Source organism: Flagellimonas aurea, from assembly GCF_017313785.1.
Taxonomy (GTDB): Bacteria; Bacteroidota; Bacteroidia; order Flavobacteriales; family Flavobacteriaceae; genus Flagellimonas; species Flagellimonas aurea.
On record NZ_JAFLNL010000001.1, the window covers coordinates 497387 to 515299 of the forward strand.

17 protein-coding genes are annotated in these 17913 nt (G+C 42.3%); 9 read left to right on the plus strand and 8 right to left on the minus strand.

Going from position 1 to position 17913, the window contains the following annotated elements:
* Positions 1 to 8: 8 nt before the first annotated feature.
* Positions 9 to 1505: a glutamate--tRNA ligase gene (gene gltX, locus J0656_RS02135; protein ID WP_207031168.1), complete on the minus strand. Its 1497-nt coding sequence runs from the start codon at positions 1503 to 1505 to the stop codon at positions 9 to 11.
* Between the two features lie 161 nt (positions 1506 to 1666).
* Between gltX and J0656_RS02140 the strand changes: the two genes are divergently transcribed.
* The 6 genes from J0656_RS02140 (at position 1667) to J0656_RS02165 (ending at position 9572) form a co-directional block, all read left to right on the plus strand.
* A complete protein-coding gene (locus J0656_RS02140) occupies positions 1667 to 5089 on the plus strand; it encodes a hypothetical protein (protein ID WP_237688815.1) in 3423 nt (1140 codons plus the stop codon).
* A complete protein-coding gene (gene ybeY, locus J0656_RS02145) occupies positions 5082 to 5501 on the plus strand; it encodes an rRNA maturation RNase YbeY (RefSeq protein ID WP_207031169.1) in 420 nt (139 codons plus the stop codon). Before J0656_RS02140 ends, ybeY begins: the two co-directional genes overlap by 8 nt.
* Before the next feature lie 2 nt (positions 5502 to 5503).
* Positions 5504 to 7372, plus strand: a complete 1869-nt coding sequence (mnmG, locus tag J0656_RS02150; protein ID WP_207031170.1) for a tRNA uridine-5-carboxymethylaminomethyl(34) synthesis enzyme MnmG — start codon at positions 5504 to 5506, stop codon at positions 7370 to 7372.
* Between the two features lie 98 nt (positions 7373 to 7470).
* Positions 7471 to 8016 (plus strand): hypothetical protein, encoded by a 546-nt coding sequence (locus J0656_RS02155; protein WP_207031172.1) that lies wholly within the window; start codon positions 7471 to 7473, stop codon positions 8014 to 8016.
* Positions 7994 to 8824, plus strand: a complete 831-nt coding sequence (locus J0656_RS02160; RefSeq protein WP_207031173.1) for a class I SAM-dependent methyltransferase — start codon at positions 7994 to 7996, stop codon at positions 8822 to 8824. The genes J0656_RS02155 and J0656_RS02160 overlap by 23 nt, the downstream gene beginning before the upstream one ends.
* Positions 8825 to 9065: 241 nt before the next feature.
* Positions 9066 to 9572, plus strand: a complete 507-nt coding sequence (locus J0656_RS02165) for an OmpH/Skp family outer membrane protein (protein ID WP_207031174.1) — start codon at positions 9066 to 9068, stop codon at positions 9570 to 9572.
* Between the two features lie 58 nt (positions 9573 to 9630).
* Here the strand turns inward: J0656_RS02165 and J0656_RS02170 are convergent, their stop codons facing one another.
* The 6 genes from J0656_RS02170 to J0656_RS02195 form a co-directional block, all read right to left on the minus strand.
* Entirely contained in the window at positions 9631 to 10080 is a 450-nt protein-coding gene (locus J0656_RS02170) for a DoxX family protein (protein WP_207031175.1), read from the minus strand.
* 52 nt (positions 10081 to 10132) lie between these two features.
* Positions 10133 to 10699, minus strand: coding sequence for a Crp/Fnr family transcriptional regulator (locus J0656_RS02175; RefSeq protein ID WP_207031176.1), 567 nt, complete (start codon positions 10697 to 10699; stop codon positions 10133 to 10135).
* Between the two features lie 12 nt (positions 10700 to 10711).
* Positions 10712 to 11287, minus strand: a complete 576-nt coding sequence (locus tag J0656_RS02180) for a DUF7010 family protein (protein ID WP_207031177.1) — start codon at positions 11285 to 11287, stop codon at positions 10712 to 10714.
* 181 nt (positions 11288 to 11468) lie between these two features.
* Positions 11469 to 11924, minus strand: a complete 456-nt coding sequence (locus J0656_RS02185; RefSeq protein ID WP_207031178.1) for a hypothetical protein — start codon at positions 11922 to 11924, stop codon at positions 11469 to 11471.
* 12 nt (positions 11925 to 11936) lie between these two features.
* Positions 11937 to 12332, minus strand: a complete 396-nt coding sequence (locus J0656_RS02190; protein WP_207031179.1) for a DoxX family protein — start codon at positions 12330 to 12332, stop codon at positions 11937 to 11939.
* 12 nt (positions 12333 to 12344) lie between these two features.
* Positions 12345 to 13496 carry a DNA polymerase III subunit gene (locus J0656_RS02195; RefSeq protein WP_207031180.1) on the minus strand — a complete coding sequence of 384 codons (1152 nt, stop codon included), beginning with the start codon at positions 13494 to 13496 and terminating at the stop codon, positions 12345 to 12347.
* Between the two features lie 181 nt (positions 13497 to 13677).
* Here J0656_RS02195 and J0656_RS02200 point away from each other — a divergent pair, with 181 nt between their 5' ends.
* The 3 genes from J0656_RS02200 to J0656_RS02210 all read left to right on the plus strand — a co-directional run bounded on the left by J0656_RS02200 (position 13678) and on the right by J0656_RS02210 (position 17605).
* On the plus strand, positions 13678 to 14868 hold the full coding sequence (locus J0656_RS02200) for a phosphoglycerate kinase (RefSeq protein WP_207031181.1): 1191 nt from the start codon (positions 13678 to 13680) through the stop codon (positions 14866 to 14868).
* A gap of 118 nt (positions 14869 to 14986) precedes the next feature.
* The gene (locus J0656_RS02205) at positions 14987 to 16588 is read left to right on the plus strand and encodes a lytic transglycosylase domain-containing protein (RefSeq protein ID WP_207031182.1); all 1602 of its coding nucleotides are present in this window, start codon (positions 14987 to 14989) and stop codon (positions 16586 to 16588) included.
* Between the two features lie 12 nt (positions 16589 to 16600).
* Entirely contained in the window at positions 16601 to 17605 is a 1005-nt protein-coding gene (locus tag J0656_RS02210) for a DUF4837 family protein (RefSeq protein ID WP_207031184.1), read from the plus strand.
* Between the two features lie 73 nt (positions 17606 to 17678).
* Here the strand turns inward: J0656_RS02210 and J0656_RS02215 are convergent, their stop codons facing one another.
* A complete protein-coding gene (locus J0656_RS02215; RefSeq protein WP_176619067.1) occupies positions 17679 to 17849 on the minus strand; it encodes a DUF6747 family protein in 171 nt (56 codons plus the stop codon).
* Between the last annotated feature and the right edge of the window lie 64 nt (positions 17850 to 17913).

Here is a 17913-nt window from a genome sequence, read left to right on the forward strand (position 1 = left end):
TTTGAATTCTAAAGTCGGTCTATGGCAGCTTTTATACGGCCAATACTTTCTGCTTTACCGATCAAGGCCATTATGTCGAAAAGATGGGGCCCTTTCATGTCACCAACTATGACCAAACGGAGAGGGGGCATCACTTTTCCGAAGGAAAGTTCTTTTTCTGCGATCCATGCCTTAACGGTTTCTTCAATTTTGGATGATTCAAACTCTTCGATGTCTTGCAAAACCTCCGCAACTTGCTGCATGATTTCTGGAGTATCTTCTTTCCACTGTTTTTTTACAGCTTTTTCGTTATAGGAGGTAGGGGACTGGAAGAAATAATCGGACAGCGCCCAAAAGTCCTTTACAAAATTGGCGCGCTCTTTAATGGAGGAAACTACTTGCACGATATAACCTGACTCAGCGGAAATCCCTTTTTTCTGTAGTTCTACAGCATATATTTCGGCAAGTTCATCATCTGTCTTAATCTGTAACCACTGCTGATTATACCAATTGTTCTTTTCTGGATCGAAACGCGCACCTGACTTGTTTACCCGTTCCAAAGTAAAGGAGCCTATCAATTCCTCTAAAGTAAATATTTCTTGCTCTGTTCCTGGATTCCATCCCAATAAGGCCAAAAAATTGACCACGGCTTCCGGGAAGAAACCGGCTTCACGATATCCTTCGGATTGGTTCCACGTGAGCGGAAATACGGGAAAACCCCCTTTTTCACCATCACGCTTGCTCAATTTTCCTTTGCCCACAGGTTTCATGATCAAGGGCAGATGGGCAAATTGCGGAGCATCCCAACCAAAAGCATCATACAACAGGGTATGCAACGCTAAGGACGGTAACCATTCTTCTCCCCGTATAACATGGGTAATTTGCATTAAGTGGTCATCAACAATGTTTGCCAAATGATAGGTGGGCATTCCATCACTTTTGAAGAGCACCTTGTCATCAAGTATATTTGAATCTATTTTTATTTCTCCGCGGATACTATCTTGAAGGAGTAATTCTTCGTTCTCTGGAGACTTAAACCTGATTACGTAATCCTCACCAGCAGCAATCTTGGCCTTGACCTCTTCATTGGTCAGTGAAAGAGAGTTGGCCAGTTTTAAACGATTGTGCCAATTATAGATAAATGTTTTCCCTTTGGCCTCATGGTCTTTCCTGTGTTGGTCCAAAGCATCAGCGGTGTCAAAAGCATAATAGGCTTTACCCTTTTGCACAAGCTCCAAGGCGTATGACTTGTACAATTGTTTACGCTCGCTCTGTCTATACGGCCCAAAGCCCCCTTCTTTTCCAGGTCCTTCATCAAAAGGAATGCCGCACCAGTTCAATGCCTCTATGATATAATCTTCCGCCCCTTCAACAAATCTGTTTTGGTCGGTATCCTCAATTCGGAGTACAAAGTCACCACCATTTTTTTTAGCGAACAAATAATTGAACAAAGCGGTACGAAGACCACCGATATGTAGGGGACCTGTTGGGCTTGGTGCAAATCGAACTCGTACTTTTTGACTCATAATAGGGCTGTATTAGGACGCAAAGATACATTGATGCCGATGAATTGAAAAGGGTTGTAGCTGCGTGTTTCTATATTTCCTAAGGTTTGGTAAATGGAGGTTTAACAAATTTTTTCTGCTCTTTTCGAACGGATCGGGTAATTTGGTAATACAAATACATCATGTTGATCGCATATCAGAACATATTGGCCAAGCTGGAGAGCTTTATCAAAAGGTTTTATACCAAGCAATTGATAAAGGGAATTTTCTTGTTCTTGACCTTGGGCACCATGTTTTGGATTGCCATAACTTTTTTTGAATACCTCTTATGGCTGGGTAATTCTTGGAGATTGACGTTGTTCGTTCTTTTTATAATCGTTGAAGCCTATCTGTTATTCCGATATGTAGTTGTACCATTGATGTACCTGTTCAGGATGAGAAAGGGGATGGACAATAAAACTGCGTCCAAATTGATAGGAAAGCACTTTGCAGATGTGGATGACAAACTATTGAATTTTTTAGAGTTGTCCGAAAACCCCAAAAAGTCGGATTTGCTATTGGCCAGTATCGAACAGCGAGCATCCAATTTGGGGCCGGTGCCATTTGCAGAGGCCGTTAATTTTAAGGAAAGTTATTCCTACGCCAAATACATCGTATTTCCCGTACTTATTTTTGCTTTTATCTGGATAGCTGGAGACATTGTTTCTTTTTTTAATTCCCATCAAAGGGTAATGCACTACGATATGGCCTACGAAAGACCAGCGCCATTTACTTTTCAGGTTATGAACTCTAAATTGGAAGTAATGGACAACGAGGCGTTGACCATACAAGTAAAAACTGTAGGGGATGTACGTCCGGAGAATGTGGAAATTGTTGTCAACCGAGAAGCATTGTTAATGCAGCATAGAGGGTCGTATTATGAATATACTTTTCAGCCACCTGTTCCTGAAACCAGTTTTTATTTGTCGGCCAATGGTTGGAATTCCAGAAGCTATAATGTGAGCAGTTTTAGGACCCCCACTTTAGTTGATTTTGCCCTTGAATTGGAATACCCGAAGTATCTTAATCTTATGTCCGAAATAGTTACAGGAACGGGTAATGCAGAAGTTCCTGAAGGCACAAAAGTTACTTGGAAGATTCATGGAGGTTATGTTGACGACATTAAAATGATTTCGGCGGATACTACGCTTTCTTTCACAAAGGAGAATGATCTTTTTTCCAACACAAAACGATTGTATAATGATTTGGAGTATGAGTTGACGACCTCCAACAAAAGGGTTCTGGATTTTGAGAAGTTAGCTTATCGACTGAATGTGGTCAAGGATGCCAAGGCGACGGTCCAGGTAGATCAAGTTCTGGATTCGTTGAATCCGAATCAATCCTATTACACTGGTCAAGCTGCTGATGACCATGGCTTAAGTGAGATTCGATTGGTTTGTTATCCTTCCGATGATGCCAACAAGATTCAAAGGTTATCTCTTGAACGCCCAAATACGAATGTGTATCAATTCTACTATACATTTCCATCTGGCTTATCCCTTGAGCCCGGTAAACGGTACAAATTGTTCTTTGAAATCGTTGATAATGATGGGATTAGAGGAGGAAAAGTGACTAAAAGCGCTGTCTTTGATGCTACACTTTATAATGATAACGAGTTGAATAACAAAGAATTAGAGTTTCAAAATACCACGCTGAACAAAATGGGCGAGTCTTTGAAATCTTTTAAAGAGCAAGAGGAAAAATTATCGGAGCTGAACAATCTTCAGAAAGAAGAAAAGTCGCTGAGTTTTGAGGATAAAAGCCAGATTAAAAATTTCTTGCAACAACAGAAAAGACAAGAAGAATTGATGCAGAAGTTCAGTCAAGATTTGAACAAAAGCATTGATAGGAATGCTGAGGACACTGAAATGAAGAAGATGCTTCAAGAACGTTTGGAACGTCAAGAGGCCGAAGCAAAGAAGAATGCCGCTTTACTCGAAGAACTTGAAAAAATCGCTGAAAAAATCGATAAGGAGGATTTGCAAAGACGTTTGGAAGAGTTGGGTAAGAACCAGGGAAAGAACACCCGTAACCTAGAGCAAATTTTAGAGTTGACTAAGCGGTATTATGTCACGGAAAAAGCTTCCCAAATTTCCAAAGAGTTGGATGAGTTGGCCAAGAAACAGGAAACACTTTCCGAGTTAAAACTAGGTCAAGATTTTAGTGATAAAGAGCAGCAAAAACTTAATGGGGATTTCAATGACTTAGAAAAGGAAATACGTGAATTGGAGAAGGACAACGAACAACTGCACAAACCTTTGGACCTAGATACGGATAAGAACAAGACCGATGCAGTAAAAGAGGACCAAAAGGATGCGCTGGAAGAAATCAATAAGCACCAAGGAATGGAACAATCCTCCCAGTCTGACGATAAGAGAAAAGCGGAGAACAATGCAGCCAAAAAGCAGAAATCTGCTGCCCAGAAAATGCGCGAGATGAGTCAGTCCATGAAATCTGGTTCCATGGGAGGGGGAGAAAGTGATGCGGAGGATGCTGAAATGCTCCGTCAAATTTTGGATAATTTGGTCACGTTTTCTTTTAAACAAGAGAATCTTTTTGATAATATTCAAAGCGCGGATGTTGATATCTCACAGTTTTCTAGAACAGTAAAGGACCAACAAAACTTAAGGAGATTATTTGAACATGTTGATGATAGTCTTTTCTCACTTTCTTTGCGCAGGGCCGAGTTGTCCGAATTCGTAAACGAGCAGATTACAGAAGTCTATTACAACATTGATAAATCACTGGAAAGTATTGCCGAGAATCAAATTTACCAGGGGGCTTCATATCAGCAGTATGTAATCAATGCCACCAATGCACTTGCTGATTTTCTGGCGAATATTTTGGATAATATGCAACAGAATATGAGTCCTGGTCAAGGAAGTGGAGGAGAGGGCCAAGACTTTCAGTTACCAGACATTATAAAAGGCCAGCAAGAAATTCAGGAAAAAATGAACGGCTCAGGCCAACAAGGTAAACCGTCCGAGGGTCAAGGCCAACAAAGCGGAGAAAATGAAGGCGGTCAACAAGAAGGGCAACAGGGCAACCAAGGCAAAGGCAAGAACGGACAGGAAGGTGACAAAGGCGAAAGTGGGCAAGGTTCCGGTCAAGGAAAGGAAGGCCAATCAACGGGAAACGGACTTGGAGAAATGAATCTCAATGAGGTGTATGAGATCTATAAGGAACAACAGTTCCTAAGGGAAAATTTGGAAAAGCAGTTGGAGGATATGATGCAACAGTCCGACAAGGACCTTGCTAAAAAGTTGATTCAGCAAATGGAGGATTTCGAAAACGATTTGTTGGAAAATGGCATCACAGACCGAACCCGCAGCAAGGCAAACAATATTCAACATCAATTGATGAAGCTGGAGAACGCTTCCATGGAGCAAGGCGAAAAGAAGGAGCGTGAAAGCGACACCAACGTAAAACAATATGTAAATCCGGTTACTACCAAGCCAGAACTACTTCAAGATTACAGGAATAGCATTGAAATATTAAATAGACAAGCATTACCTTTGCGGCAAAATTTTGAAAAGAAGGTAAAGGTTTATTTCAATAATGATTGAGTTTCATTTTAAAAGTGATTTATTGATTGATAACATATCCGAGTATGTCGATTGGATAAATAGGGTTATACAATCTGAAGGATTTTCCGTTGGTCAAGTGGATTATATTTTTTGCACGGATGAATACTTGTTGGAGCTGAATCAGGAGTATTTAAAGCACGACACCTTCACGGACATTATTACTTTTGACTATACAGATGGGAGCGCCATTTCGGCTGATATTTTTATTTCAACCGATCGAGTCAAAGAGAATGCCAAGGAGTTTGAAGAAGATGTTTTAAACGAACTTCGCCGGGTGATGAGCCATGGTGTTTTGCACCTAGCAGGATATGGAGACAAGAGCAAAGAGGAGTCCAAGTTGATGCGCGAAAAAGAAGACGAAAAGATTAAAATGTTCCACGTGGAACCATAGATATGTTTGAAAAGGAGTATGATGTTATTGTAGTAGGAGGGGGACATGCCGGAGCCGAGGCAACTGCCGCGGCGGCCAACATGGGCTCCAGTACTTTGTTGGTCACAATGAACCTTCAGACTATTGGGCAAATGTCCTGCAACCCTGCCATGGGTGGGATAGCCAAAGGGCAAATTGTTCGTGAGATAGATGCCCTTGGAGGATATAGTGGAATGGTTACGGACAAGTCGGCCATACAGTTCAAGATGTTGAACAAATCCAAGGGGCCGGCAATGTGGAGCCCACGGGCACAAAATGACCGTATGCGTTTTGCAGAGGAATGGCGAATGGCTTTGGAGAATACCCCAAAGGCATATTTTTATCAGGAGATGGTCAACGGTTTGTTGATTGAAGGAGATAAGGTTGTGGGAGTAAGAACCAGTTTGGGATTAGAGATCCGTGCCAAGGCGGTAGTGCTTACCAATGGCACTTTTTTGAATGGATTGATCCATATTGGCGAGAAACAATTGGGGGGAGGTAGAGCAGGGGAAAAAGCTGCAACAGGAATAACCGAACAATTGGTTGAGCTTGGATTTGATAGCGGGAGGATGAAAACGGGGACCCCTCCAAGGGTGGATGGGAGGTCATTGGATTATTCCAAAATGATTCCTCAACCAGGTGATGACCGACCAGAGAAATTCTCTTATTTGAACACTCCGATTCTTCAAACCCAACGTGATTGCCATATGACGCATACCAGTCAATTGGTCCACGATTTATTGCGTGAAGGGTTTGATCGTTCGCCTATGTTCAATGGTAGAATTCAAAGTTTAGGGCCACGATATTGCCCATCCATCGAGGATAAGATCAATCGATTTTCCGACAAGGATTCCCATCAAATATTCGTAGAACCAGAAGGCTGGAATACGGTGGAGGTATATGTAAACGGATTTTCCACTTCCTTGCCAGAGGACGTGCAATACAAGGCCTTAAAATCTGTAAAGGGATTTGAGCATGTAAAATTCTTTAGGCCGGGCTATGCAATCGAGTATGATTATTTTCCGCCCACACAATTGAAGCATACGCTCGAAACCAAGTTGATAAACAACCTGTATTTCGCTGGGCAAATTAATGGTACCACGGGATACGAAGAAGCAGCTTCGCAAGGTTTGATGGCCGGTATAAATGCACACTTGAAAATCAATGAAAAGGAACCATTTATCCTAAAAAGAGATGAAGCCTATATAGGAGTTTTGGTCGATGATTTGATCACAAAAGGGACAGAAGAACCTTATCGAATGTTTACCTCCAGAGCAGAATACCGCACTTTATTGCGACAGGATAATGCCGATTTAAGATTGACGCCAAAGGGATATGAAATAGGTCTGGCAAAAGAAGAGCGCCTAAAACGAATGGAGGAGAAGATGAGCAAATCCGATAATTTTGTCGATTTCTTCAAAAAAACCAGCTTTACTACCGATGAAATAAACCCTATTTTGGAGTCGTTGGATTCGTCTTTGGTAAAACAATCCGATAAATTGTTCAAGGTATTTTCAAGGCCAAAAGTGACCATGGACCACATGCTTCAATTGGATTCTGTTTCAGAATTTGTAAAGGAAAATAAATTGGATACAGAGGTCTTGGAGCAGGCAGAGATTCAAGTTAAATATTCCGGTTATATCGAAAAGGAAAAGACAAATGCGGATAAGCTACAGCGTTTGGAGAATGTCCGAATTCCGGATAATTTTGATTATTCAAAACTTAAATCACTGTCCTACGAAGCTAGGGAAAAATTGGAATCTATTCAGCCGGTTACTATATCCCAAGCATCCCGAATTAGCGGAGTTTCTCCAGCAGACATAAGTGTTCTTTTGGTGTATTTGGGGAGATAATCCAAAGACTTGTTCCACGTGGAACACATTTTTTTGTTTTCCGCTTATATACAAATGGCTCAGTTTTTGATTTCATTTTTGGCATAACACTACGCCAGATGAAACGATTTTTACCGACCATTTTTGTTTTGGTCCTTTTGAGTTCCTGTATTCCGTTACGGATTGCCCCAAACATAAGGGACTATAAATTGACCCAAGGCAAACGATTTAAAAAGGGGCTTCCAAAGAAAAGTGTCTTTGTTTTTGAAGACCCGAAAGACGCGAACGAATTTTACGAATACATCAATACAAAGTTTCAACTCGACGATTATTATGTAGATGTGCAGGTTCCCTTTTTGGTCAGTGGCAATACCTTTTACTTTTCGTTTTACGAGGTTGAAATTCCGACGAAGACCATAAACCTAATTCCGCTGGCTTTGGATGTGGCGTTAAGCAAATCGGCCGATATGGACCCGATTCTTGAAGATGCTTATGCCACACGTGTTGGAAACTGGTACATTGCCCTGGAAGTTTTTACTGACACAGAAGAGGATTGTTTATCTGAAGATTCAATTTCAAGAGAAATGGTTTTGTCCTATCTTCGGGAATTGAAAAACGAATATTTGACAACCGATAACTATAATGAAGTTGTTTTTAAAAACTAAAGACTTTTCTGTTTCCGGAGAACAGTTTGAATTGCATTGGGACGAAGAATTGGATATGCTAGTGACCCAACCGCAACCCGAGAATTTGACTCCTTACTACGAAAGCGAAGACTATATTTCCCATACAGACTCCAAATCTTCCTTCACGGACAGGCTTTATCAATCAGTAAAAGCTAAAAATCTTAAAAATAAGATTCAAATTGTTGAAAATCAATTAGATGAGACAAAAAATCTCCTCGATTTGGGTGCGGGAACCGGTGATTTTTTGATTGCGGCCCAAAATTCAGGTTTTCAAGTAACGGGTGTGGAGCCAAATCACAAAGCAAGAAAACTTGCGGAGCAGAAAGGAATCCGACTATCTTCAAATGTAGAGGATGTGGCCGGACAAAAATTCCAGGCCATCACCCTTTGGCATGTTCTCGAGCATTTGCCCAATTTGAAAGAGCAGATAGAAACCCTGGTCCAACTATTGGAAGAGGACGGTGTTTTGGTCATTGCCGTCCCCAACTTTAAATCCTATGATGCCAAATACTATTCATCCCATTGGGCGGCTTTTGACGTTCCAAGACACCTTTGGCATTTTTCAAAAACATCGATTTCCAAACTTTTTGCCCCACATCAAATGGAAGTGGTACAAATCGAACCGATGTGGTTCGATGCTTTTTATGTATCAATGCTTTCAGAAAAGTATCGAGGAAACAAACTGTACCTAGTTAGCGCATTTTTTGTAGGATTGTGGTCCAACCTCAAAGCCATCTTTACCAAAGAGCATTCTTCGTTGATCTACATTCTAAAAAAGAAGGAATAAACGATTTTGAGAGCCGCTGTCGAACGAATCCGTGCTCAGATGCACAATCATATCAAACCAAAGAGAACCGCCCAAATCGGCTTGTTTCTGAGCGCCGACAAAATAAGTGCAACAAATACCGTTGTTGTATTTCCATAGAAAACACTTATGGTTCGGTCAAGCCTGATTTTAACATCACAAAAACTTAATGAGCGCCTTTCCAAAAGCTTTTCTATTTTTGCGCATCTATAAAAAGTAAAAGATGAAAAAATTAGTAGTGCTTGCAATTGCCATTACAGCAATGTCGTGTCAGCAAAACAAAATTGGATATGTGGACAGCGTAAAAATCATGGACGAGTATCAAGAGAAAGTTGATGTGGAGGCCAAGTTCCAAAAAAAGGCCGAAACCATGGGCAGAAAACGTGACAGTATCTCACAAGCGTTCCAAATGGAATTGCAGGAATTCCAAGGCAAGGCACAAAGCCTGTCCCAGCAAAACGCACAAGAGCAATATTCAGAATTGCAACAACGGGGACAGCGCATTGGCCAGCAATTACAGCAAGAAGAGCAACAGTTGCAACTGACCAGCCAAGAACAAATGGACTCTTTGGTTAAGAAGGTGAAAAAAGAAATCAGAGCTTACGGAAAAGATAATGGCTACACCTATATTCTTGGTGGAGGCGAAGGCGGTTCTGTTATTTATGGTGACAAAGCAAAAGATGTTACGGATGCCATCCTGAAGATTTTGAACGATAAGTACGAGAATTAATACACTCGGTGCATTCAATACATTGATGAAGCCCACTCTAAAGAGTGGGTTTTTTGTTTTACCTAATTGAAGCAAAGTAAACCCATAGCATAAAAAAGAACTGCAACGGGACACGGAACCATAGGTAGTGTATTCCCGGTCCATTCATTTCCCCCGTTTGGTAGTTGATTTCTTCAAGGGCCGCTTTAATATTGGCTGGAAGAATCAAAATAAAAAATGCAATCAACAAACAAGCCGTTTGTTTTTGATATTGAGGCAGCAAAATGCCAATAGCGAAGAGAACTTCCATAATTCCGGTGATAAGCACAACTGCCTTCTTAAAAGGGATAAACGAAGGAACCATGGCCTCCATTCCCTGCATAAAAGCAAAATGTCCGATAGCAGTGAACACCAACATGCAGGACATCGCAATCCTGCCCGCTAATTGAAGGTGCAAATTCCTTTTAAAGACTTTTAAAATTAATGTTGACACTACAAAGGTGCCAACAAGCACAATGAGAGGTTTCATCTTTTTTTAGGCAAAAATCCAACATTACATATGGTAAGTCAATGAACCCAGGTTAAGAAATACGCCTGCGGATACGGCTCAGGGCCTGTGGGGTAACACCAATGTATGAAGCAATATATTTCAAGGGAATTTCACGAAGTAGCTCGGGGCGTTCTTCAAAAAGGTTGAGATAGCGCTCTTCGGCACTATCCCGCAAAAGGGAAAGCTCTCGCTTTGATTTTTTCAAGAAAAGCTCCTCGCTGGCCCTTCTCCCGATCAAGTTCCCAATCCTGGAAGATGCATAAACCTCCTGAAGTTCCTTATGGCCAAGACGCCAAAGTATCGTATCGGTAATCGTTTCTACTGTATATTCAGATGGTTTTTGGGTGAGAAAAGAGTCGTATGCGCTAACAAAAGCCCCATTGAAAACAAAACCAAAAGTGAGGTCCCCATCTTCTTTGGGAATGTAAAGGCGAACAATCCCTTTTTCTATAAATGACAAATAGTTTTCCACCTTGCCCGCTTCAACCAACTTACTTTTTTTAGGGAATTCATATCGGTTCAATTTTGATGAAAAAATTTCCCAATCGTCTTGTGAGATCCCAAATTCCGATTCGAAATATTGTCTGATTTTTTCCAAATCGTCAGTACGTTAAGGTTTACTTTTTTTATACGAGAAAAACATAAAGGAACCAAAACCCATTTCTATAATTGAGCCTGATAGGGCAGAAACGGCTGGGGAAGCCTTCAGAATAAACAGCACAAAGGAAGCTGCACCCAACATACCGCCCAAGATCCAATACGTTTTGATACCATAAAGCGTAGTGAACGTTAAATACCTTCCTCCAATGATCAACAACATGCCCTGAAAAAACCAAGTGTGGTTCTGTAACGATAGGAGCAGCGCCAAGGGAATGCACATCAACATAAAAACTGTTCCCTCCAAAGCTAGTTTGCCCAAGGCATTTTTTGGGGAATGACTTGTAGGAACACCTATAAGCTTGGCCAGCAACAACCCTAAAGGATGAATGAGCATACCGCCAAAAAACAAGGTCCAAACAGCGATTTGAGACGTAACGTACAAGGCCACCAAAGCGGCAGCCATCCAAACCATTCCGGAAACTAAAACTCCCAAAGAACCATCTGCATAGCTTTTGCGCAAATCGGCCTGTGCAGCCGAAATGGAATCAACAGAAGTTCCCTCTGTATTTTGTTCTTGTTCGTTCATTTTTTGATTTTTTCTTGTTGCCGATCATTACTAAAGCCATGGCGATAATTAGTAAAATATTGGAAACCATGCCCCAAATTTCACCATTTCCGTTTTTCAATTCTATCAGATTAATGACAAAAAGTACTAGACTGATCACTATGACCATTAACGGAGCAATCGCTTTTTTTCCGAACATGGGTTACATTTTAAGTTCTATATCGAGCTGTCGGCCCTCTTCCTTGGCCTTATTGTCCATTCGGGCCCCCATTGCCAGCCCCATGGACATGCCTACGGGCAGTCCAATGCCCAAAAACGCCATATTTCCCAAACTAAGTCCCAAGGCAGCACCAATGGGCAGGCCAAAAACTGTCATGCCCAGAACAAACCATGTTTTTCTAAAATAGTTTATGGGTACGATTTTGAGTTTCTGAGCCAACATTCCTACAATTTTTGATTGTTCTTTTCGGATAGCGTTCCGCAATGTTTTACCAGAATCGGTAACCGAATTCAATTGTGTTATGTGCTTGTTGATGACCAGCTCGATTTCTTCCGGCAGTTTCTTTTTTTTGATTTCAACGATCAATCGTTCGAATTGCCCATAGGCAAGTTTGGTTTTGTCGGATAGTTCTGGACGCTGGATAGGTTCTAGGATCATGCTGGGAAGGTTTTATTGCATCAGATATACCAAAAAAATGGTCGGGATCAAATATACCACGATGGTTTGCGCCCCTACATAATCCTTGGCCACTCGCTGCCCCAACAATAGCATTAACAACGTTATGGCAGAAAGTGTGGCGCCATAAAGACCGAACATTGTTTCCCCTTCCACAGCAAATTCAAAAATGCCCACTCCACACAATATTCCGGACAGCATTTCCAACACTAATACAACGCTCAGAAGAACAGGGACAGTTCCCTTGAAAATTGTTTTTGAGAAATGCCCGGTCAGCCAACCAAGATTGCCTTTCCAATCCAGGAGTTTGTCGATTCCGCTCTGTAAAAAAGTAATGGTAAGGAATGCCAGCAGTAGAATTTCCGTGGCATTTGAAAATAAATCATTCATGGTCAGTTTTATTTAATCGGCCTTGGCATGCAAGAGCCGTGTAAGTTTTATGGACAAATCCGTGAAGATCAACTTGGAATTCCCGTTGCGTTCCACGTGAAAAATGGCTTGCTCCAACTCCTTTACAATATCCAAAATATTGTTTTCATGTACAAAGGGAGCAAATTTTTTCAGGTCAAAACCCTCCATGTGTACTTTGGCATGTACAAGTTCGTTGGCCTTGTAGTTGAGCAAAAGGGCTTGTCGCATCATGGTAAGACAGTAGGCCAAGAACTTTTTTTGCACTTCGCGCCCCGTTTTGGATACCTCATCGCTCCACAAGATCAATTCTTGGATGGCACCCTTGTTTCCCTTGGCCTTAAAAGCACTGCGCACCCACTGTACGAACCAACGCTCAAAAACAAGATCTTCCGAATCCTTGTTCAAAAGGTCTAAGGCTTTATTGAAATTTCCGTTTGCCTCAAGGGCTATGGTGAGTGCCTCTGTCTGTGATACGCCCCTGAGCAAAAGTTCATCGGTGATCGCCTGTTCCGCCAAAGGAGGGAAGTTGAGGATCTGGCAACGGGAACGGATGGTATTGATGATCTGTTCCTCTTCTTCTGCCAAAAGGAGCAATACCGTTTTGTCCGGTGGTTCCTCGATCAATTTTAAAAGTTTATTGGCCGCGGAGGTGTTCATTTTTTCCGCCATCCAAACAATGAGAATCTTATATCCGCCTTCATAGGATTTCAAAGAAAGCTTCTTTACCATGTCCTGGGCCTCATCCACCCCGATCTGGCCCTGTTTTTTTTCGATGCCGATGTGCCGGTACCAATCAAACAAGTTGCCATAGGGCTGTTCCTTCACAAATTGCCGCCATTCCTCCAAATAATGGTCGCTCACGGCATGCGATTTTACCTTGTCCGAATTGGAAACGGGAAAGGCAAAATGTAGGTCGGGATGCGTAAGGGAGTTGCACTTTGTATTGCAGACAGGATTTCCTCCATCATTCTCTCCGCCAGTATTGCCACAAAGCAAATATTGTGCATAGGCCAAAGCCATAGAGAGCACCCCGGAGCCTTCGGGCCCAACAAATAGCTGCGCATGGGCAACCCTGCCTGTCTCAGCGGTCGTCACCAAATGATTTTTGATGTGCTCCAGCCCTAAAACGTTTTTAAAAAGCATGGATCAAAGATACATTTTTAAGTGTGGAAGTTTTGTATGGCATGTTTTCCTATCGATTGCTGGTTTAACATATCGAACCGAAAAGGTTAAAAAGAGATAAACTTTCAAATAATAGGCCTGTGCAACCATGGAAAAAGCAGGAAATCTTTACATTTGAAATTCTCAAAAAAGAACACATTACATGAAGACGATAGACGATTTTAACTTCGAAGGAAAAAAAGCATTGATCAGAGTGGATTTCAACGTACCATTGGACGGGGATTTCAACGTGACCGACACCAGTCGAATCGATGCGGCAAAACCGACAATCCTTAAGGTTTTGGAAGATGGCGGGTCCGCAATTTTGATGAGCCATATGGGCAGACCAAAGGGAAAAGCCAATCCGGATATGTCGCTTTCACACATTGTCGAGACCGTCTCGAATGTAGTTGGTGTACAAGTGAAGTTCGCCGAGGACTGTGTTGGCGCAAAAGCAGATGAAGCAGTTGCTGCCTTAAAGAGCGGGGAGGTGCTTTTGTTGGAGAACCTTCGTTTTCATGCTGAAGAGGAAGCCGGTGATGAGTCCTTTGCAGAGGAATTGTCCAAGCATGGCGATGTTTATGTAAACGATGCGTTCGGAACAGCGCACCGTGCCCACGCATCAACCACAATTGTGGCCAAGTTTTTCCCGGAAAACAAATGCTTTGGCTATTTATTGGCCAAGGAAATCAAAGCCATCGATAAAGTGATGGAAACAGGGGAAAAACCAGTGACCGCAATTTTGGGGGGGGCCAAGGTTTCTTCAAAGATCACCATCATCGAAAACATACTGGGCAAAGTGGACAACCTTATCATCGGAGGAGGAATGACCTATACTTTTGTAAAAGCTAAAGGCGGGAAAGTAGGCGACTCCATTTGTGAGGATGATAAAATGGAACTTGCCTTGGATATCCTAAAACAAGCAGAGGCCAAAAATGTGAAAGTATACTTGCCTGTGGATGTTTTGGCCGCTGATGATTTTAGTAACGATGCCAACACCCAATTTGTTGACGTTAACGAAATTCCCGACGGATGGCAAGGATTGGATGCCGGTCCAAAAACCTTGGAGATATTCAAGCAAGTAATCTTGGCTTCCAAGACTATTCTTTGGAACGGTCCCGTAGGTGTTTTTGAAATGGAAAACTTTGCCAAGGGCACCATTGCCGTAGGTAATTATATTGATGAGGCCACACAAAGCGGAGCGTTCTCCCTAGTAGGAGGAGGAGATTCCGTTGCTGCCGTCAAACAATTCGGGTTCGAGGAGAAGGTGAGCTACGTATCCACTGGTGGCGGGGCCATGCTCGAAAGCCTGGAAGGGAAAACATTGCCGGGCATTGCTGCAATATTGGGCTAAGTCTCACGTTGTGAGATATCAGGGCAAACGTTAAAAGTAAGAGAATTTTGTCTCGAGGCTTTATTCTTTCAGAAAAAAAAGCCATTTTCGTTCGCCCCGAAATCAAATTTTGTCCAAAATGAAACAGAGTTTAAGCGTAGCTGTTTTTGCTGTTCTGCTATCAGCAAGCCCCTTTGTGCGTGCACAACAATCCGAAATTGCACAGAACAAGTCAAAGGATTCCGTTTTGCTCCAAGAAGAGGAAAATGGGACCATCACGGTTTCCAACATTAAAATTGACGGTCAGCTTATGGCCCTGGAAACGCATGAGGACGGAAAATTCAAGCTACGCGACCTTGAGGAAGCTTGGCGGTATGACAGTCTCTGGCTGAAAGAACTCCACAGCAATGCCGATTTGTTCAGTGATATGTTGTTGGAGGTTCAGAATGATTCTGAATTGGAGGAGGCCTTTGAAATAGATTTGCCGACCGACACGCTAAAAGCAAGGTTGGCCCGTATGAACGAGAAAACCCCGTTCAATATTACCTACAATTCTTCTTTGGAGAGTGTCATCAAATCCTTTTTGACAAGGAGAAGGGACTTGATGCAGCGGATGATAACGGCAAGTCAGTTTTATTTTCCCCTGTTTGAACAGGAACTGGACAACCAAAATATTCCTTTGGAAATAAAATATTTGGCCATTGTGGAATCCGCTCTCAACCCAAAAGCACGATCTAGGGTTGGCGCAAAAGGGCTGTGGCAGTTTATGTACAGCACGGGCAAAATGTACGGACTGGACGTAAGCAGTTATGTGGACGAAAGGCACGACCCCATTATGGCCACAAAGGCCGCCAGCAAATACCTTTCAAGACTCTACGATATCTTTGGTGACTGGGACTTGGCCTTGGCAGCATACAACTCTGGTCCTGGAAACGTAAACAAGGCGATTCGACGTTCTGGAGGATATGAGAATTATTGGAACATCCGTCCATTTCTACCACGTGAAACAGCAGGGTATCTTCCAGCCTTTTTGGCCACCATGTACATTTTTGAATATGCCGAAGAACATGGCCTACAATACAAAAAGGCGGATAGGCCCTATTTTGAGACGGATACCGTTCATGTTAAGAACCTGATTACTTTCGACCAGATTTCAAAATTGGTCGATATAGGAACCGAAGAGCTGGAAATGCTCAACCCGGCGTACAAGCTCAACATCATACCTAAAGTAGAAGGAAAAAATTATGCCCTACGTTTGCCCATTGCCAAAATAGGCAAGTTTGTTTCCAATGAGGAAGAAATCTATGCTTACGCAAAAAAGGAACTGGATTCTTTGGAAAAGCCTTTACCGAACATGGTGACCGCGGAGGACCAGATACGTTATCGGGTGAAAAGCGGTGATTATTTGGGCAAGATCGCCGAACAATATGGGGTCGGTGTAAGCCAGATAAAAAGCTGGAACGGACTTCGAAGTAACAATCTTCGTGTTGGACAGCGCTTGACAATATATCCCAGAAAGCCATATATCGCACAGAAGACCTCAAAATCGAACAACTCCAACTCTGGAACAACCGTTGCAGGAGGTTCCAAGATCCATACGGTACAATCTGGCGACTCCCTTTGGACAATCTCAAAAAAATACCCTGGGGTTTCCATAGAAAATTTACGAGAATGGAACGGTATTAGTGGTAATAACCTAAAACCGGGCACAAAACTTAAATTGTGTGATTGTTCTTCGTAAATTTAACACAAGATGAAAAAACTAGGAACACTATTGTTTGCCGCTAGTATGTTGGCATTGGGAGCCTGTAAGAATTCAGGCCCAAAAGAAAAATTTTTACCACCCTCAACAGGGGGCATCAATACCTTGATGGTGGTTATGGACACTGAGCTTTGGAGAGGGCCGGTGGGGGAAAAGATAAGGGACGAGTTTGCCGCCCAAATTGTGGGACTTCCCCAAATAGAGCCGAAATTTACCATAACCCAAGTACCTCCAAAGGTTTTTAAGGGAACCACCACTCACTCGAGATCATTGTTGTATGTTGAACAAGATTCTACGTCTTTGGCCCATATAAAGGACGATGCCTACGCCAAACCTCAAAAAGTTGCGGTGGTTACAGGCCCAACAGAGGAGGTTATGATCAAAAACCTTGATTCTTTGGCAGACAGGGCCATAAAGGAATTCAGGGCCAACGAGATTGCCGAGGCGCAACGAAGGTTCGAGCGCTCTCTGAGCAAGGACAAAGCTTTGGAAGAGGAATTTGGGATACACATGAACGTGCCATCGCTCTACAAGGTGGGCAGAAGAGAGGACAACTTTGTTTGGATGGACATACAAATCCCAAAGGGAACCATGAACATCATTGCTTATGAGATGCCTTGGGACTATTTCAGCAACGACTCCACTTTTGTGGAGGATATTGTAAGAATGCGAGATTCCATTGGTCAAAAATTTATACCAGGACCTTATGAGAACACCTACATGATCACCGAAAAAGCTTTTGCGCCCTATGTTTTCCCTGCGGAAATTGGCGGTAAAAAAGCGGCGGAGGTAAAAGGTGTTTGGGAAATTCATGGGTATCCTATGGCAGGCCCATTTTTAACCTATATCATCAATGATGAGGAGAACAATAGGAAAATGGTGATAGAGGGATTCACTTTCGCCCCTTCCGAAGAAAAAAGGGATTATATGTTCGAGCTGGAAGCCATCTTAAAGACAGTGGACTTTAAGCCATCGGATACTACCTCCACGGACTAAAAAAATACTTATACAAAACCAAAAGGCCCGAACAATTGTCGGGCCTTTTGGTTTTTTAAATATGATGGACTTGTTAATCAAATGCAAAACCTGTGGCCATCCTATATACAAATGCATAAAGCACTATAAAGAACATAACAAAGCTAAACCATGCGAATACTTTAAAGTATTTTTCTATGATGATGTGCCCAAGGTTTCTAAACCCCTCCAAATAGATTTCTTTAACGAGTAGTAATTTTTTCATATGTCTGATTTAAGGATTAAATACAGGCCAAAGATTCGATATACTGGGATGGAACCGAAAACAA